Annotated in this window: 16 protein-coding genes; 13 read left to right on the forward strand and 3 right to left on the reverse strand. The window is 45.4% G+C overall.

The features are described 5' to 3' along the window. The first annotated feature begins 14 nt into the window (after positions 1-14). Together TW81_RS13295 and TW81_RS13300 are read left to right on the forward strand one after the other, a co-directional pair. Complete coding sequence (locus TW81_RS13295) at positions 15-1,079, forward strand: HlyD family secretion protein (protein WP_045956217.1); 1,065 nt, start codon at positions 15-17, stop codon at positions 1,077-1,079. After that, positions 1,069-2,076 (forward strand): DUF2955 domain-containing protein, encoded by a 1,008-nt coding sequence (locus TW81_RS13300; RefSeq protein ID WP_045956218.1) that lies wholly within the window; start codon positions 1,069-1,071, stop codon positions 2,074-2,076. Before TW81_RS13295 ends, TW81_RS13300 begins: the two co-directional genes overlap by 11 nt. 17 nt (positions 2,077-2,093) lie before the next feature. On the opposite strand, the gene TW81_RS13305 is transcribed toward TW81_RS13300, so the two are convergent. Together TW81_RS13305 and TW81_RS13310 are read right to left on the reverse strand one after the other, a co-directional pair. After that, positions 2,094-3,977 (reverse strand): methyl-accepting chemotaxis protein, encoded by a 1,884-nt coding sequence (locus tag TW81_RS13305; RefSeq protein ID WP_045956219.1) that lies wholly within the window; start codon positions 3,975-3,977, stop codon positions 2,094-2,096. Positions 3,978-4,154: 177 nt separating this feature from the next. After that, on the reverse strand, positions 4,155-4,973 hold the full coding sequence (locus tag TW81_RS13310) for a formate dehydrogenase accessory sulfurtransferase FdhD (protein ID WP_045956220.1): 819 nt from the start codon (positions 4,971-4,973) through the stop codon (positions 4,155-4,157). A 240-nt stretch (positions 4,974-5,213) separates the two neighbouring features. Here TW81_RS13310 and TW81_RS13315 point away from each other — a divergent pair, with 240 nt between their 5' ends. The 11 genes from TW81_RS13315 (at position 5,214) to cobB (ending at position 16,311) form a co-directional block, all read left to right on the forward strand. Beyond that, complete coding sequence (locus TW81_RS13315; protein ID WP_045956221.1) at positions 5,214-5,678, forward strand: DUF3305 domain-containing protein; 465 nt, start codon at positions 5,214-5,216, stop codon at positions 5,676-5,678. Beyond that, positions 5,668-6,180 (forward strand): DUF3306 domain-containing protein, encoded by a 513-nt coding sequence (locus tag TW81_RS13320; protein ID WP_045956222.1) that lies wholly within the window; start codon positions 5,668-5,670, stop codon positions 6,178-6,180. Before TW81_RS13315 ends, TW81_RS13320 begins: the two co-directional genes overlap by 11 nt. Positions 6,181-6,358: 178 nt before the next feature. After that, positions 6,359-8,020, forward strand: coding sequence for a 4Fe-4S binding protein (locus TW81_RS13325; protein ID WP_045956223.1), 1,662 nt, complete (start codon positions 6,359-6,361; stop codon positions 8,018-8,020). Between the two features lie 12 nt (positions 8,021-8,032). Continuing rightward, complete coding sequence (locus tag TW81_RS13330; RefSeq protein WP_045956224.1) at positions 8,033-8,665, forward strand: TorD/DmsD family molecular chaperone; 633 nt, start codon at positions 8,033-8,035, stop codon at positions 8,663-8,665. Between the two features lie 49 nt (positions 8,666-8,714). Continuing rightward, complete coding sequence (locus tag TW81_RS13335; protein WP_045956225.1) at positions 8,715-8,912, forward strand: twin-arginine translocation signal domain-containing protein; 198 nt, start codon at positions 8,715-8,717, stop codon at positions 8,910-8,912. A gap of 10 nt (positions 8,913-8,922) precedes the next feature. Continuing rightward, entirely contained in the window at positions 8,923-11,778 is a 2,856-nt protein-coding gene (locus tag TW81_RS13340) for a formate dehydrogenase subunit alpha (protein ID WP_045956226.1), read from the forward strand. An 11-nt stretch (positions 11,779-11,789) separates the two neighbouring features. After that, the gene (fdh3B, locus tag TW81_RS13345; protein WP_045956227.1) at positions 11,790-12,398 is read left to right on the forward strand and encodes a formate dehydrogenase FDH3 subunit beta; all 609 of its coding nucleotides are present in this window, start codon (positions 11,790-11,792) and stop codon (positions 12,396-12,398) included. Positions 12,399-12,412: 14 nt separating this feature from the next. Next, positions 12,413-13,465 carry a formate dehydrogenase subunit gamma gene (locus tag TW81_RS13350; RefSeq protein ID WP_045956228.1) on the forward strand — a complete coding sequence of 351 codons (1,053 nt, stop codon included), beginning with the start codon at positions 12,413-12,415 and terminating at the stop codon, positions 13,463-13,465. Further along, complete coding sequence (locus tag TW81_RS13355) at positions 13,449-13,865, forward strand: hypothetical protein (protein ID WP_045956229.1); 417 nt, start codon at positions 13,449-13,451, stop codon at positions 13,863-13,865. The genes TW81_RS13350 and TW81_RS13355 overlap by 17 nt, the downstream gene beginning before the upstream one ends. Positions 13,866-14,182: 317 nt before the next feature. Continuing rightward, positions 14,183-15,403 carry an ammonium transporter gene (locus tag TW81_RS13360; protein ID WP_045956230.1) on the forward strand — a complete coding sequence of 407 codons (1,221 nt, stop codon included), beginning with the start codon at positions 14,183-14,185 and terminating at the stop codon, positions 15,401-15,403. 170 nt (positions 15,404-15,573) lie between these two features. Beyond that, a complete protein-coding gene (gene cobB, locus TW81_RS13365; protein WP_045956231.1) occupies positions 15,574-16,311 on the forward strand; it encodes a Sir2 family NAD+-dependent deacetylase in 738 nt (245 codons plus the stop codon). Positions 16,312-16,408: 97 nt separating this feature from the next. Here the strand turns inward: cobB and TW81_RS13370 are convergent, their stop codons facing one another. Continuing rightward, a complete protein-coding gene (locus tag TW81_RS13370) occupies positions 16,409-17,446 on the reverse strand; it encodes an extracellular solute-binding protein (protein ID WP_045956232.1) in 1,038 nt (345 codons plus the stop codon). Positions 17,447-17,521: the final 75 nt, after the last annotated feature.

The following is a 17,521-nucleotide window of genomic DNA, read 5'->3' on the forward strand; positions in this document are numbered from 1 at the left end:
GATTTATTGTCATTATGTCATCAGCAGAAAAGTCATCTCGAAAACTCAGTATTTATATTGTTTCAGCGGTACTAGCCATTTGGCTATATAGCTTGTGGTCAGACAGAGTTACTCCGATAACCACTGACTCAAAAGTGCATACCTATTTAGTTCGTATCGCTCCTGAAGTGTCAGGCAATATCGTAGAAGTCAATGTTAATGATAACCAAGTGGTTGAACAGGGCACTGAGCTCTTTAAGATTGATCCACGTAATTACCAAATTGCCTTAGATTCAGCAAAAGCGAACCTTGCTTTGGCGGGTCAAAGCATCGGTGCCAATACGGCGGCGGTAGAAGTGGCTCAAGCGAAAGTTGTTGACGCGCTAGCAGCTCGTGATAACGCCCGTGAACAAGCCAATCGTGTCGAGAAGCTGGCGATACGAGGTGTGTTAAGTAAGTCAGACCTAGATAATGCTAAAGAAGCTAAAGAACGAGCACAAGCTGGGCTAGAAGCAGCACAAGCCTCGTTAGATCAAGCAAAACAGAATTTAGGGCCAACGGGCGAAAATAACCCCCAGATCCTCGCTGCGATGGCGAGCCTTGAAAAAGCAGAATTAGATCTAATCAAAACAAACATACTGGCACCATCATATGGTGTCGTAACTAATATGCAGCTCACCACAGGCCAAAACCTTGTCGCTGGATCGCCAGTTTTAACGTTTATCGATCCACGTAATGTTTGGATTTCAGCATTAGTTCGCGAAAACTCAATGGAATATATTAAGCCTGGTCAAACAGTGAAGATCGTACTCGATGCACTTCCAGGCAGAGTGTTAAATGGCAAAGTCGAAAGTGTTGGCTGGGGGACAGGTGGAAGTAACGATATTGACCCAACCACAGGTTTTTTAAATGCGACGCAAGGTAATGTCGCCCCACAACGTTACCCTGTCAACATTGTTTTTGATGATATAGAGAATTTGAATAACATTCGCTATGGTTCACAAGCCACTGTTGCATTCTATACCGAACAAAGCGGTCTAGGTGAGTTCCTTGCTGGAATCTGGATGAGAATTGTGAGTATTTGGACTTATGTTTCGTAGCCCAGCAAATCCAATAATTCGGTTGGTATTCGCACCAATTTTACTGTTATTTTTCTCGATTTATCAAGGCGAGCTTTTGCCCGTCTTGGCCCCGATGTTTGTTGTTATTTTTCTGACGATTATGCCATCAAAGCCGCCACTTGGTATGATGCTCAAGCTACTCGCGGTTCTTATCGTCGCCAGCTTAGGGGTAACCGTCATCGGTGATATGTTGTTTGGCTCTCCAACCGGATTTGGCCTCTTTTGCTGGTTAACGTTATTTTTTAGTTTTTACCGCAGCCATAATGATCCTAAAGATATGGTTGCGACCTTTCTGCTTATTTTTGTTGTTATTACGTTTGTCATTAACTTGCAATTCAACATACCCGTTGCAAGTATACCTTGGTTGATGTTAGCGAAGTTTCTAACCGCACTAGTCGTTGTCTACGCCAGTTTTCTTCTGTTCCCAGGTGATGAGAAAGATATTTTGCCAGACGAGCAGGATATGGAGGGTGCAGAAACCCATCTAGGCTTGATTGCCTTTAAGACCACAACGGTTTTGCTGACCATGTATTTTTTGGTCGCAACCGGGAGTTCACAAACCTTGCTGATAGCGATTACCCTCGGCAGTATGATCAAAATTCCGGTATCAAAAGATCAACGCATCTTTCGTAACAACCGTCTGGTTGCAACTATGGTCGGTATTCTTGCTACCATACCAATCATGTTTACCAAGTCTTATTTGTTATTTCCGCAATGGGCAGTACTTGGGATTACGTGCTTTATGGGGTTGCAACTTGCCAGTTTTGCAATTCGTAGAAAGTGCCGCTTAAGTATTTACCAACTTATCTTCACTAACTTTATTGTGTTGTTGAATCAGATATTGACCTATCAAGGCAGTCAACCATTTAACGCCGAGTTGACACGCTTACTGTCAATTGGCGCTGCGATTGTGCTCGCCACCATCATTCTCAATCTTACTCGAGTCGACCCTAAGCCAACTTCTGCGCCTCAATAGAGGCGCTTGCTGTTTGTTCAGTACTTGAATTGAGCAACGATCGTCTTCAACTTGCCACTGACTCCGGACACCTGCTCACTACACTTGACTGAGCCAGCAACGACATCGAATGTACTCGCCGCTAAATGCGCAATTTCGGTTATATTGCGGTCTATCTCTGCCGAAACCATTGATTGCTCTTCAGACGCAGTGGCGATTTGTGTGTTCATATCAAACATTTCACTGATTTGTGCGTTGATACCTTCTATCGCAACAACCACATCATGCGTATGTTCATTAGTGGTTCTGGCTTGCTCTGCGCTGGACGACATCTTACTTGCGGTTTGAGAAATACCTTGCGTAAGCGCCTGAATGGTTGATTCGATCTGATGTGTTGAATCGTTAGTCTTAACAGAAAGTTGACGCACTTCATCTGCAACGACGGCAAAACCTCGGCCACTTTCTCCGGCACGTGCGGCCTCAATCGCTGCGTTAAGTGCCAATAGATTGGTTTGCTCAGCAATACTCTGGATAGTGGAAACAACCTGATTAATCTCACGGCTTTGATCTTCTAGAGAGACGATATGAGACTGAGACTCCTCAATACTGGCCGCTAAAGCTTCGATACGCTCACCAGTTGCATGTGTTTTATCGAGTGCGTTTTGCGCTTCGGTTTTTACTCGTTGAGCGTTTTGTGCCGCAGACTCAATATTGGCCGTAATCTCATTCGACGTCATAACAAGTTCATTAACGGCGGTCGCAACAGATTCAGATTCCCGTTTCTGCTGCTCCGCATTACGCATACTTTTACTCGCTGCTTGTTCTGAGCTACTGGAACTTTCACTGAGAACTTCCATCACCGACGCAACGTCGCGAATATGGTGGTTTAACTGACTGACAAACACATCAAATGAATTGGCGAGTTGGGCGAGTTCATCGTTGCCTTGCGCATTCATTCTAACCGTTAAGTCACCACTGCCAGAGGCAATGTCCTTCATCATCGCGTTAATGACTTTGATCCGTTTGAGTATGCTCTGACCAATCATAAACAGAAACAGAGAAAGCGACACCATCATAATTAAACCTATCACTTGCAGCCGTTGTCTTACTTGTGACGTTGCTAGTGTAATCTCTTGATCAATGCTTGAATGTAAAGAAGCGATCTCATCTTCAGTCTGGTGCACGTTATCACGTAGTTGACCTCTTAGCCCTTGATTGGAGCTATAACCGAGTGCAGTACGAGCGCTGATCAACTGATCGGCTTTTGCCCGATACTCATAGTAGCTTTTTGCCACTGCCGGATATTGTTCCACAACCGGGTTAAATCCATTGACGACTTGCAAATACACATCTTCGCTTTGTGCATTGCTGTTGAGCAAATATCGAAAGTCAGCCTCGAACAACTCAAATAATGCCAATTTCAAATTGATATCTTTATGTTCAACGGAGTGTTCCTTTAGCGTTAATCGTGCATTCTCCAGTTGATTGAAATAACTAGTGTCAGCGTCTTTACCTTCAATTAGGGTAACCTGCTGTACGAGTTGATGAAATTGAGTTCTGTATTGTTTGAGTGTTTGCGAAATTGTCTGAGTCGATGACACAAAATCAAGATCATTGGCGGCTAATGTCTCCGTTAAATCATCAAGCCTTGCCGACAACTGAGTAAAAGTCGTGTCGAAACTATCAATATACTTGGGGTCTTTTCGTGCCAAAAAATCTTTCTCATGACGTCTTAACATCAAAAGGTCAGCTTCACTGGCCAAATTTTGGCTGGCAGCATGTTCCAGAGACTGCAATTTTTGCAAACTCAGATGTTCTACATACCCATAAATAGCGACAAAAAACAAAAGTGTTGCGTTGATAAGAAATAGTTTGGCGCGGATTGATAAAGCAAAACCTTTCGTGCCTGGAGTATCTTCCATGAACAGCTCCCTGAATGCCTAGTGACGTTATTAGTATATTTATATTACAAATTAATAAACTTTTTGTTACATATAAACTAATAGCACTTGATCTGCTCAAAGCAAGCCGGCAACTACAAAAAACGCACCTTAAAGATGCGTTAACAGAATAAATAAAGGATCAAAAAATGTTAGCGGCTATCCCTTAACATCAAACTCGATTTTGTTCGCGCCAGTAAATACTTGAAAGCGTAGTCCTTTAGCACGAGCGATTGTAGTGATACCAAAAGTCTCTGCCAGCTCGAGCCCCATTTGTGTTACGCCAGAGCGTGACAGTAGGACAGGTATTCCCATCTGAGCGACCTTAATCACCATTTCAGAGGTAAGACGCCCGGTGGTGTAAAAGATCTTATCCTCTCCAGACTCTTGATTTAGCCACATTTCACCAGCAAGGGTATCGACTGCATTGTGACGGCCAACATCCTCGACAAACGACAAGACTTGGTTACCTTTACACACAGCACACCCATGCACTGCACCCGCTTTTTTGTAGGTGTCGTTGTAATGCGTCAAGGCTTCAAGAGACGAATAAATATCAGACTGCTTAAGAGCGATTTGTGGAACTCGATAGCCTTCTAGCTGCTTCATGACATTTCCATACATGGTGCCTTGTCCGCACCCAGAAGTGACCGTTTTTTTCTTAAGGGCACTATCAACTTGTTGGATGTCTTCACGGGTAATTACGGCAGCGGTATGCGTTTCCCAATCAATGATCACCGATTCAAGCGCATCAAGATCGTTTAGGAAACTTTGATTTTTCAAATAGCCCAACACTAACGACTCTGGCCTTGAGCCCAGTGTCATAAGCGTAACAACCTCTTTCCAATTGAGCATTACGGTAAGAGGGCGTTCGCAAGCAATTTGCTTAATGAGCTTCTCGCCATATTCGTCAAAGACTTCCACCTCAATCGTTTGAAGTGGGTTGTCACTGGTTTTAATAATTTTGGGTTTCACCACTGGCGTTTCCTATTTGATGACTCGTAACTTTTGCTATCAAGCATAAGCAATTAGCGTTCCGATATACATCCGCTACACTTTTTCTACCGTGCGCAGAGTTGCAATCTTGTATGGCGCTGTATCTACAAGCGGTAGGTAAACGTAAACAGGTATATTTATTGCTTACCTTCGAGGTGATACGAGAAAGCTAAGCGATTCTATTTAGCGATAATTAAATATCAAATTCAACGCTGGTGAACCATGTTAAAACAACAAACAGTGACTCCTAAGCAACAAAAAACTGAGCAACTTTGGCCTATCGAATGTCAACTTGTCGCACACGAAATAACAACAGGGCTATGGAGTACTACACAATGGCAACTGACAGCATTTAACCTAACTCCGCTTCATCAAAACTCATGTGTCGCAACACTGCAACTGCATCGAGATGAGCGTACTGATTATCGCTTTAACCTCAGTTCAAACAAGCCTAAGCTTTTCTTAGTACTTGATAATGTAGAAACCAGCGAAACACCCAGCATAGTGACGATTACTGCATCGCAAAGCGTCGCAGGGCAGTATATGGATGGCGACTATCTCGTGTTGTCAAACAGCATGCCTTTACCTGTTCAGGTATGGATGGAAGCCTTTATAGGACGACATGGCGAATTATTGGAACAAAGACGTAAAAAGCGTAAAGGAGCGGGGAGAGCGAGTGGCAACTAAATTCTTAAACCGTTGGTCGCAGCGAAAGCTTGGAGCCGACGAGCTCGAACATGACCGTCAGCAAGATAAATCAAGTGATCCCAAAGAGTCCACGAATAACGACTTGGTAGAGCCTGCCGCTGAGCCATCAGATCAGGACAATAGGCCACAAACATCTCAGCCGCCATCTAGCATTGCCGCACTGCTGGCCTCTCAAGCCAAGTCGGAAGTAAAAAAAGCGGCATTGAGAAAACTATTTTTATCTGGTGAATTCAGTGAGATAGACGGCTTGAACGATTATGATCATGATTATAAATCAGTGAAAAGCCTCTCAACTGAGGTTGTTGAAAAACTGCGTGATTGGATGAATTCTGAACAAGATAGCGCCAACAAAAATCAGTCGTCTACTCAAGATGTAACCGTTGATGCGAGCGAATTGGATCCCTGTACTAGCGTGAGCGAATTAACAAGCTCAGAAAATGAACACAAGTCAGTAAGACAAAATATACCACACAAAAGTTAGGTACATTTTGACTAAACTATCGACAGACGGAGTAAGACAAAATGTCTCACTCCGTTTTTTTATCAATTTATTTGCCATCATTTACATCTAATACATTGATTTTATTTAAGTATAAAGTTGGTACAGCAATTGCTCTTACTCGCCTAGGTGAATATTCCGTTCTAACTGGAACTGAGCAATGCTAAAACAACTATTACGACAATCAATGTCACCAAACGGTCAGGCGCGTAGCTATGCATTTGAGCATACGGTAGAACTCGCCAATTTGATCCCGCCTACGGTCAGTTATGAGAGTGGTGGCAACACGCTAATCATTGGCCCAACCTCCATTATTGAAAGTGCAGCCCATCAATTGGAGCAAATGAACAGTGTGACACTGCTATCAACAGATGGTGAGCAGGGCAAAATGAGCAATCTCTATTTCGCGAGCTCTGTTCAGGTATCGGGGTTTCTTGGCACCTTCTCCGTGATAACAGAAAACCATGGGATAACGACCAACCTTGCTGAAGTCGCTATCAACCATGATTGCTTCGATATTGTGCTGGATCTATGTTTGAACAGCTGCATGAGCGAAGAAGTGCCCGTTCCAGGTTACTACCCAGTAGGCCGTGGCTTTCCTAAGCTTACTGAAGCACTGGAAGAAATCCCAACCTTAATGGGAACGTTCGACAAACCAAAATTTTTTCGACTCGACAATGATTTTTGTGCCCACAGTTCACGAGGAGTTAAGGGGTGCGAGCGATGTGTTGATGCCTGTCCCGCGGGCGCTCTAACTAGTGAAGGTTCGGATAAAACGGGTCACCGAATTGAAATTAATCCTTATCTTTGCCAAGGAATTGGCACGTGTGCAAGTGCATGCCCGACCGAAGCAATCCACTACGCACTGCCAACACCGCAAGAGACACAAAAGTTTATCGAGCGCACGTTAGCCAGCTACCATAAGGCGGGAGGAAGTGCGCCAATTATTCTCATTTGTAGTTCACGTCACCAACCCCATAACCTCATGGCATTAGAGGCGTTGCCTGATAATGTCATTCCGATTGTTGTCGAAGAACTTCCTTCAGTGGGCGTTGATTCCTGGTTTGCCGCGCTCGTCAATGGCGCAACCCAAGTGCTGTTTTCTGCAAGTCGCCATATGCCAGAAACTATACTGCGCGTTCTTAACAATGAAGTCAGCATCGCTCAGGCGCTGTTAGCACAACTAGGAATCAATAAAGAGACAATTGATATTCTCTACCTAGAATCGCTACGCGAAAATTCACCAACACTGTGCGGTGAGCCTTTTGCCCTCTCCATTGGTGAACTAGAGGGCAATAAGAGACAGCGCTTATTTAGCGCACTCGACGCGTTGGCATCCGCTCGTACGCCAACGGTAAGCATTGCAGAACTTCCTACTCAAGCCCCATTTGGAAACATCAGCTGTGCCAGCAAAGATTGTACTTTATGCATGAGCTGCGTTGCCGTCTGTCCTACACGAGCACTTCACACCGACGGTGCCTCTCCCTCACTCCAATTCGTTGAGCAAGACTGTGTGCAATGTGGTTTGTGTGTCAAAGCATGTCCCGAGAAAGTGCTGACCATGACACCTAGAATGAACTGGAATAAAGAACAACGCCAGCACGCCCAAGTCATCCATCAGGAGAAACCCGCTGAGTGCATTCGTTGCCACAAACCTTTTGCACCTCAATCTATGATTGACATGCTACAAGATAAGTTACGCGGTCACTCTCACTTTGGCGATGAAGCAGCGTTAAACCGCATAGCGATGTGCGAAGACTGTCGCGTGGTTGACATGTTTGAAGCCATAGCAGACGACCCGACTAAACAACTCAACTATTAAGGTCAGAGTACGATGGAAAATCAACAAACTATCCGTGCAGATATCTATCTGATCCTATCGACACTGTTTCGACAAGCACCATCACCGGAGCTGATTGCCTTTCTCTCCGAAATGGACATTGAACCGACGGAGAGTGCGATGCAGCAGGCTTGGGCACAAATCAAAAGTGCCGCCAGCGCAAGTAACCAGAGTCAGTTAAGTGATGAATACCAAGAACTCTTTATCGGTATTGGTCGCGGAGAAGTGGTGCAATTTGCGTCTTGGCATATCACGGGGTCGCTGATGGAAAAACCGTTGGCCGCCATTCGCCATGATCTCACCTTACTTGGCTTAGAACGTGAGACGCATGTCAAAGAGCCAGAAGATCACATTTCTGCACTATGTGAAGTGATGTCTGCGTTAACAGATGACGACGAACCACTCCAACAAATCTTTTTTAACAAACATCTTGCCCCTTGGTTTCCTTTATTAATGAAACAAATACAGCAAGCAAAAAATGCGAAGTTTTATTCAGCAGTTGCATCGTTAACAGAAGCATTTCTAACACTAGAGCAGGTTCGCTTTAGTGCCAATCTACAAAGCAGCAAAAACAGACTAAAAATTGATGTGAAAAACGTCACTGAGTATGAGCAACCTCAGTCTTAATACCTCTCCTCTACAGAGCGATACCGACTCAAAAGGTAAGGAAGCGATAATGAAAGATAATAAAGAACTCAACCACAGCCGTAGGGATCTTCTTAAAGGCTTAACGACCGCTGCTGTAGCAGGCGCTGCCGTAGCCGGAACAACGACAGCCGCAAATGCGACAGAACCGGAAGAGGTCAAGCAGCAAAGCAAAAAGACCGGCTATCACGAAACGCAGCATATTCGTGATTACTACCAAACGCTATAGGAGCTGAACGATGAAATTACTCAAACGCTCTGATAACGTGAGCAAAGAACAAAACCAACTCGGTGTATCACGCCGTACATTCATGAAAAACAGCTCTTTAGCCGCTGGAGGCGCTGTCGTAGGAGCGAGCCTTTTTGCGCCGGGGATGATCAAAAAGGCTCAAGCTAAAAACGTTGATCCCAATGCAAAAACTGAGATCAAACGTACCATCTGTTCTCACTGCTCCGTCGGCTGTGGTATCTATGCTGAAGTTCAAAATGGTGTCTGGACAGGCCAAGAGCCTGCGTTTGATCACCCATTCAATGCTGGTGGTCATTGTGCAAAGGGCGCTGCGCTGCGCGAACATGGTCATGGTGAGCGTCGACTGAAATACCCGATGAAGCTTGAAGGCGGTAAGTGGAAGAAGCTTTCTTGGGACCAAGCCATTGAAGAAATTGGTAACAAGGTACTCGATATTCGCAAAGAGTCTGGTCCTGATTCAGTTTATTGGCTTGGCAGCGCTAAACACAACAATGAACAGGCTTACATGTTCCGTAAGATGGCCTCTCTGTGGGGAACCAATAACGTCGATCATCAGGCGCGCATCTGTCACTCAACAACAGTCGCAGGTGTAGCAAATACTTGGGGCTACGGCGCAATGACCAACTCGTTCAATGACATGCACAACTGCAAGTCAATGTTATTTATTGGCTCAAACCCGGCCGAAGCGCATCCTGTTGCCATGCAGCATATCCTTATCGCAAAAGAGAAGAACAACTGTAAGATTGTTGTAGCCGATCCGCGCCGTACACGTACAGCCGCAAAATCGGATCACTATGTGTCACTGCGCCCTGGTTCTGATGTCGCTTTCATCTGGGGGATTTTATGGCATGTCTTTGCCAACCAGTGGGAAGACAAAGAGTTCATTCGCCAACGTGTGTTTGGTATGGATGAGATCAGAGAAGAAGTGGCGAAATGGGATCCCTCAGAAGTAGAACGCGTTACAGGTATTGCTGAAGCGGATGTGTACAAAACCGCCAAGCTGTTATCAGAAAACCGCCCAGGGTGTGTCGTCTGGTGTATGGGCGGTACGCAACACACAACCGGTAACAACAACACTCGTGCCTACTGTGTATTGGAACTTGCGCTTGGCAATATGGGTAAATCCGGTGGCGGGGCGAATATTTTCCGTGGCCATGACAACGTACAGGGCGCAACAGACCTAGGCGTATTGTCACACACGTTGCCCGGCTACTACGGCCTTGCTGATGGTTCATGGAAACATTGGGCTAAAGTGTGGGATCTCGACTTCGAATGGATCCAAAACCGCTTTGATCAAAACGAATACCGTGGTCAAAAACCGATGAACAACATGGGAATTCCGGTTTCTCGTTGGATTGATGGCGTGCTTGAAAACAAAGATAACATCGAGCAAAACGATAATATTCGTGCCATGTTCTATTGGGGCCATGCCGTCAACTCTCAAACACGTGGTGTTGAGATGAAAAAGGCGATGCAAAAGCTGGATATGATGGTGATTGTTGACCCGTACCCAACCGTAGCCGCGGTAATGAATGATCGCACCGACGGAGTTTATCTACTCCCTGCAACGACTCAATTCGAAACCTATGGCAGTGTTACCGCTTCTAATCGTTCAATTCAGTGGCGTGACAAAGTTGTTGAGCCACTGTTTGAGTCAAAACCTGATCATGAAATTATGTATCTGCTGAGCAAAAAATTGGGATTTGCGGAGCAATTATTCAAGCATATCAAAGTGGAAAACAACCAGCCGCTGATTGAAGATATCACCCGTGAATTTAACCGCGGTATGTGGACGATCGGCTATACAGGCCAAAGCCCTGAACGTTTGAAAACACACCAGAAAAACTGGCACACTTTCCACAAAACAACACTCGAAGCGGAAGGCGGTATCGCTCACGGAGAAACATATGGTCTTCCTTGGCCTTGCTGGGGAACACCAGAGATGAAACATCCGGGAACACACATTCTGTACGATACCTCCAAACCCGTCGCACGTGGCGGCGGTAACTTTCGTACCCGCTTTGGTGTGGAATTCGAAGGCAAAAACTTGTTGGCTGAAGACAGTTACTCAAAAGACTGCGAAATTCAAGACGGTTACCCAGAATTTAGTGACAAACTGCTGAAATCCCTAGGTTGGTGGGATGATCTCACTGAAGCAGAAAAAGCCGCGGCTGAAGGTAAAAACTGGAAAACCGATCTTTCCGGCGGTATCCAGCGTGTCGCGATAAAACACGGGTGTATTCCATTTGGGAACGCAAAAGCACGTGCCGTGGTTTGGACCTTCCCAGATCGTGTGCCACTACATCGTGAACCTCTATATACTCCAAGGCGTGATCTGGCTGCAGATTACCCAACGTGGGATGACAGTGAATCAATTTATCGCCTGCCGACCCTTTATAAATCCATTCAAGATAAGGACGTCTCGGGTGAATATCCAATCATATTGACCTCGGGTCGTTTAGTCGAGTACGAAGGCGGGGGCGACGAAACACGTTCCAATCCTTGGCTGGCAGAACTTCAGCAAGAGATCTTTGTTGAGGTCAATCCAAAAGACGCCAACGATCTTGGCTTCCAAGATGGCGATATGGTCTGGGTTGAAGGTGCCGAGAAAGGTCGAATTCATGTTAAAGCCATGGTTACACGTCGTGTTAAGCCGGGCATGGCATTTATTCCATTCCATTTCGGCGGCAAGTTCCAAGGTGAAGACTTACGCTCGAAATACCCAGAAGGCTCTGATCCATACGTGATCGGTGAATCAGCCAATATTGCCACGACTTACGGTTATGACCCTGTTACACAAATGCAGGAAACCAAAGTCACCCTATGTAACATTCGCAAAGCTTAAGGAGTCGACAAATGGCTAGAATGAAATTCCTTTGTGACAATAAGCGTTGCATCGAGTGTAACGGCTGTGTCACAGCATGTAAGAATGAAAATGATGATGCGCTAGAGTGGGGCATCCAGCGTCGAAGGGTTGTCACTCTTAACGATGGCGAGCCTGGTGAAAACTCCATTTCTGTCGCCTGTATGCACTGTACTGATGCGCCTTGTATGGCAGTTTGTCCAGCAGACTGCTTCGAGCATACAGAAGACGGCATCGTACTACACAACAAAGATCTGTGTATCGGTTGTGGTTACTGCCTGTTTGCTTGCCCGTTTGGTGCTCCTCAGTTTCCTAAACAAGAAGCCTTTGGTGAGCGCGGCAAAATGGACAAATGTACCTTTTGCGCTGGCGGCCCGGAAACGGAAGCAGGATCGGTGGAAGAGCGCCAGAAATATGGGGCTAACCGTATCGCCGAAGGCAAACTACCAATGTGTGCATCATTGTGTTCAACAAAAGCATTACTCGCTGGCGACGCAGAAAAAGTGTCAGACATCTTCCGTCAACGCGTAGTAGAGCGGGGCGCTAAAGGCGCTGGTTGGACTGATGGCAACGATCTGTCGTATGACGCGACTAAAAGCTAAGTTTGGAGAAAGTCATGTTTGCAATGTTTAAACGTGCCTCTCTGGTATTGATGTCATCGCTGGCATCTTTACTCTTTGCTTTGGCCTTGCCAGTTCACGCGCAGCAGGATGAGTCTCAAGTTGCACAGCGTGAAATGACCCAATTGGCGGGTGCTGACTTTTGGCGCCAAGTACGTCAAGGCGAAGAGGGCTACACAACATCTCAGTTCCCAGAGCACGGGATGTTGATTAGCACACCCGGTCAAACTTGGTACATTTTGAAAGAGAAATGGATGTCACCGGCGGGCGCTGTTGCGATATTTGTTAGTATCGCACTTGTTACTCTGGTGTATGTTTTCGCCGGCCCAGTGATGCTCAGTGCCCCAAGAACAGGCAAAAGGATCAAGCGTTGGTCTCGAGCTGACCGCGCTTTACACTGGAGTATGGCGTTTACCTTCCTAACATTGGCGTTCAGTGGTTTGATGCTCGTTTACGGAAAGCACTTCCTTAAGCCGTATATTCCTGCTGACTTATGGGGCTTCATCGTGATGTTGGCAAAGCAATACCACAATTACATGGGGCCAATATTCTGCGTATTACTGCTCTGCGTTCTGGTTAAATGGTGGCGTAAATCGACCTTTAAAAAAGTTGATATCGAATGGTTTATCAAACTTGGGGGAATGGTTGGTAAGCACAAAGGAACGCACCCGTCCGCTGAATTTTCTAATGCCGGGGAAAAAGCGCTATTTTGGTTGCTCATTGTGGTGGGCTCCATTGTCGCGTTTAGTGGCTTGGTGCTTGATTTTCCAATCTTTGGTCAAACGCGTCGTGATATGGAGCTCTCTAACTTAGTTCATGGCTTAGCCGCATTAATTTTGATCTGTGGTTTTGTCTTCCACATTTATATCGGTTTATTTGGTATGGAAGGAGCCTTAGAAGGCATGGTCACTGGTGAAGTCGATGAAACTTGGGCTAAAGAGCATCATGATCTTTGGTATGGTGAAGTGATAGCCGAAGAGAAAGCAGAGGATTCGAACGTCGGCAATCATATGGTTAAAGGAGTGTCTGCTAATGAACAAACCTCATAAAGGGATATGGATTGCTTATATCTTAAGTTGCTTCACGCCATTCACCTGTTTAATTTCAGGGGTTGTTGCTATTGTCTACGCGGGCTACCGACTCGATAAAGGAGAAGATGGCCAAGTCATTGATTCGCACTACTACGGCTTGATCAGAACTTTTTTCCTTAACCTGACCTACTTTGTGGTGTTAATTATTACCGTCGCCACATCCAATGCCGTGTTAATTGGCGTCAACGACTATTGGTATACAAATAGTACCATCGATGAAATCGCTTACTCTATCCCTTACATCGGCTTTTTATTCGGACTCATCGCGATTGTGGTTTGGTTTGTCCGTATGTTCCAAGGTATGAAAAAGCTCATACAGAATCAACCGTTTGGTTTTTCAAAAGGCCCCAACTTATAGTTTTTTCTTAGCGTTTTTCGACCAATGCCCCGAATCAATCGGGGCTTTTTATTGCACCAAAAATACGCACTAAAAGCCAACACCAACTCACCAATTTAGTGCATACGCTCACCAAGGTTGATCAAACCCAACCTCTCAACCTTAGTGTTGGAAATTCATGTCCTTATAAATCAACATATTATAAATACTAAACATCCTAATCCTATCTGGCATGTAAATTGCCATTTAAAACCTTCACACCAGATCACCAATATGGTGAATGAGCAGAATTGACGCACAGGAAAAGTGCGCGACAACAAAAATGGAGACCTATACGAATGAGCGTAACAGCTAGTCAGGTTCATGGAGCCGTCCAAACCCTGACTCAAAGTTCGGACACACTTTTTCTTTTACTTGGCGCAATCATGGTGTTTTTAATGCACGCGGGGTTTGCCTTCCTTGAGGTCGGCACCGTACGACACAAAAACCAAGTCAATGCGTTGGTAAAAATTCTAGCTGATTTTGGTATATCGGCATTGGCGTACTTTTTTATCGGATACTGGGTCGCGTATGGGGCAAACTTCTTTGCTGATGCACAAACTTTGTCACAGGGTAACGGATATGAGCTTGTTAAGTTTTTCTTCTTACTGACGTTTGCTGCTGCTATTCCTGCGATCGTGTCAGGAGGCATTGCCGAACGTGCCCGCTTTTATCCGGTATTAATCGCGACATTCTTTACCGTTGGTCTAGTTTACCCTGTGTTTGAAGGCATGATTTGGAACGGCAATTTTGGTCTGCAAGCTTGGTTTGAAAATCAATTTGGCTTTGGTTTTCATGATTTTGCAGGTTCAGTTGTGGTACATGGCGTCGGTGGTTGGATTGCATTGGTTGCGGTGATTTTCTTAGGCATGCGAAAGGGTAGAATCCGCGCAGGCAAACACACTAACTTTGCCCCATCAAACATTCCGTTTCTTGCTCTAGGGGCGTGGATCTTATGCGTTGGCTGGTTTGGCTTCAATGTCATGTCCGCACAAACACTAAATGGTATCAGCGGTTTAGTGGCAATGAACTCATTAATGGCGATGGTTGGTGGTATTGTCGCTGCGCTGTTGGCTGGCAAGAATGATCCAGGCTTCATCCATAATGGACCGCTAGCAGGGCTGGTAGCAGTTTGTGCTGGCTCAGATTTAATGCACCCGATTGGCGCACTTGTGACTGGTTCCATTGCAGGGGCTCTGTTCGTTTACCTATTTACCTATCTGCAGAACAAAACCAAGATTGATGACGTACTTGGTGTGTGGCCGCTACATGGCGTTTGTGGTGCATGGGGAGGCATAGCTGCGGGTATCTTTGGTCAAAGCACGCTTGGCGGTTTGGGTGGCGTCAGTGTTGCCGTTCAGGTTTTAGGTACGCTGGCAGGCATCACCGTTGCCTTGGTTGGCGCACTTATTGTTTACGGCCTGATCGATAAGCTCTCTGGTTTACGTTTATCAGAAGAAGACGAATTCAACGGCGCAGATTTAGCCATTCATAAAATTTCAGCGACAAATGAAGACTAATCGCTTCACTTAACGACTAACTAAGGCAGCCTATCAGTGGCTGTCTTTTTGTTTAACCTCACAAAAACTACGTAAAATGGCAAGGTTTCGACCATAGTCTAATTGGCGCGACTAGGGTAGAGGTGAATAGGGTGCTAAGCTAGTCACAAAGGCACTAACAAGGATGTAGTATGAAATTCCCTTATCGTAATGTTGTTATCTTAACTGGCGCTGGAATATCTGCAGAATCAGGCATTCAGACCTTCCGCGCCCAAGACGGCTTATGGGAAAACCATAAAATTGAAGATGTCGCCACACCTGAAGGATTCGAACGCAACCCTGATTTGGTTCAAGATTTTTACAACCAACGCCGTTTAAGCCTACAAGATCCCGCGATTAAACCCAATGCGGCGCACAAGGCTTTGGGCAAGCTTGAACAACAGCTGGATGGAAAGGTTACGGTTATAACGCAGAATATCGACAACCTTCATGAAAGAGGTGGAAGTTCGAATGTCATTCACATGCATGGTGAATTACTCAAATCACGTTGCACTGAATCCAATCAAGTCATTGAAGAGAAGGGCGAAATCAATACTGGCGATCTGTGTCATTGCTGTCAAATCCCGGCGCAAATGCGTCCTCACGTGGTGTGGTTTGGTGAAATGCCTCTGCGAATGGGGGATATCTATGCGTCGCTTGAAGAAGCCGATTTATTTATTTCAATCGGGACATCGGGGGTAGTCTATCCGGCGGCAGGGTTCGTACATGATGCGAAAATGCACGGTGCTCATACAATCGAGATCAACTTAGAACCGAGCGCCGTTGAGAGTGAATTCGAAGAGAAGCGCTATGGGAAGGCAAGTATTGAAGTGCCTAAGTTGGTTGAAGAGATTTTAAGCCTCCAGCAACCCGACGTTAAACACGCTTAGCCAGTGATTGCTTCAATAAACGCAACTGAGAGGTTGAATCCAGATACAAATAGAACGGCATTTCGCCGCTCTATTTTTATAACCAATCTAACTAGTCTTAGTTGTTGACTTTCAGCTTTTGGAAGTATTCGTCATAAATAACGCTTGCTTCACCCACTTCGTCTTGCCATGTACCACTTTCCATGACCTCTTGAGGTGGGAAAATGCTTGGATCGTTGGCAAATTCTTCTGGTAGCAGCTTGTAAGCTGTCTCGACAGGCGTTGGGTAACCAATTTCCAGTGCAATCTTAGCTGCGTTCTCAGGACGTAATAGGAAATCAATCATCTTATGCGCCGCATCGATATTTTTCGCGCCAGCTGGAATAGCTAGGCTATCCATCCAGAAGATTGCACCTTTTTCAGGCCATACGATGTCGATAGAACCACCTTCTTGGCGAGCCATATACGCAGAACCATTCCAAAGCATACCTAGCGATACTTCACCAGCAAGATAAGGGTTAGCAGGGAAGTCTGAGTTGAACACCAACACGTTTGGCATCAGTTTCTTCAGCTCTTCGTAGGCGGCTTTGATCTCTTCAGGATCTGTCGTGTTTGGAGAGTAACCAAGCTTAGTTAGTGCAATATGGAACACTTCACGTGAGTCGTCCATCAACATTAGCTGGCCTTCCCACTTGCTATCCCAAAAGTCATCCCACTTAGTGACCGATGATTTGTCTAACATATCTGAGTTAATACCAATGCCTGTTGCACCCCAGATATATGGAATAGAGTAGTTGTTGCTCGGATCAAAAGGTTTGTTTAGGAAGTTAGCGTCCAAGTCAGCAAAATGGCTAAGTTTGGTCTTGTCGATCTGCTGCAACATACCTTCTTTACGCATCTTAGACACGAAATAAGTAGACGGTACAACAAGGTCATAACCAGAACCCTGAGTCTTAAGCTTGGCATACATGCTTTCGTTAGACTCATAAGTTGAATAGATCACTTTGATTCCAGTTTCTTTTGTAAAGTCTTCAAGAACTTCATTTGGAATGTATTCAGACCAGTTGTAAAAATAAAGCTCTTGATCAGCAGCCATTGCCGGGGCAACGAATAGCGAAGCAGCACACAGTGCGCTGGCGTAGAATTTACTTTTCATTGTTTTTCCGTTTTATCCGTGTTGTTGTCAGCAAACAGTCAGCCTGAACTGAAACTCTGCAACCTTGATTATTAA

It is taken from the genome of Vibrio galatheae, assembly GCF_000967545.1.
Classification (GTDB): domain Bacteria; phylum Pseudomonadota; class Gammaproteobacteria; order Enterobacterales; family Vibrionaceae; genus Vibrio; species Vibrio galatheae.

Excerpts from the sequence above, each read along its gene's own strand:
- TW81_RS13330 (WP_045956224.1), top strand. The coding sequence starts at position 8,033 with ATGGAAAATCAACAAACTATCCGTGCAGATATCTATCTGATCCTATCG.
- TW81_RS13315 (WP_045956221.1), top strand. The coding sequence starts at position 5,214 with ATGTTAAAACAACAAACAGTGACTCCTAAGCAACAAAAAACTGAGCAA.
- TW81_RS13360 (WP_045956230.1), top strand. The coding sequence starts at position 14,183 with ATGAGCGTAACAGCTAGTCAGGTTCATGGAGCCGTCCAAACCCTGACT.
- TW81_RS13350 (WP_045956228.1), top strand. The coding sequence starts at position 12,413 with ATGTTTGCAATGTTTAAACGTGCCTCTCTGGTATTGATGTCATCGCTG.
- TW81_RS13340 (WP_045956226.1), top strand. The coding sequence starts at position 8,923 with ATGAAATTACTCAAACGCTCTGATAACGTGAGCAAAGAACAAAACCAA.
- TW81_RS13295 (WP_045956217.1), top strand. The coding sequence starts at position 15 with ATGTCATCAGCAGAAAAGTCATCTCGAAAACTCAGTATTTATATTGTT.
- fdh3B (WP_045956227.1), top strand. The coding sequence starts at position 11,790 with ATGGCTAGAATGAAATTCCTTTGTGACAATAAGCGTTGCATCGAGTGT.
- TW81_RS13305 (WP_045956219.1), bottom strand. The coding sequence starts at position 3,977 with ATGGAAGATACTCCAGGCACGAAAGGTTTTGCTTTATCAATCCGCGCC.
- TW81_RS13370 (WP_045956232.1), bottom strand. The coding sequence starts at position 17,446 with ATGAAAAGTAAATTCTACGCCAGCGCACTGTGTGCTGCTTCGCTATTC.
- TW81_RS13325 (WP_045956223.1), top strand. The coding sequence starts at position 6,359 with ATGCTAAAACAACTATTACGACAATCAATGTCACCAAACGGTCAGGCG.
- TW81_RS13300 (WP_045956218.1), top strand. The coding sequence starts at position 1,069 with ATGTTTCGTAGCCCAGCAAATCCAATAATTCGGTTGGTATTCGCACCA.
- TW81_RS13355 (WP_045956229.1), top strand. The coding sequence starts at position 13,449 with ATGAACAAACCTCATAAAGGGATATGGATTGCTTATATCTTAAGTTGC.
- cobB (WP_045956231.1), top strand. The coding sequence starts at position 15,574 with ATGAAATTCCCTTATCGTAATGTTGTTATCTTAACTGGCGCTGGAATA.
- TW81_RS13335 (WP_045956225.1), top strand. The coding sequence starts at position 8,715 with ATGAAAGATAATAAAGAACTCAACCACAGCCGTAGGGATCTTCTTAAA.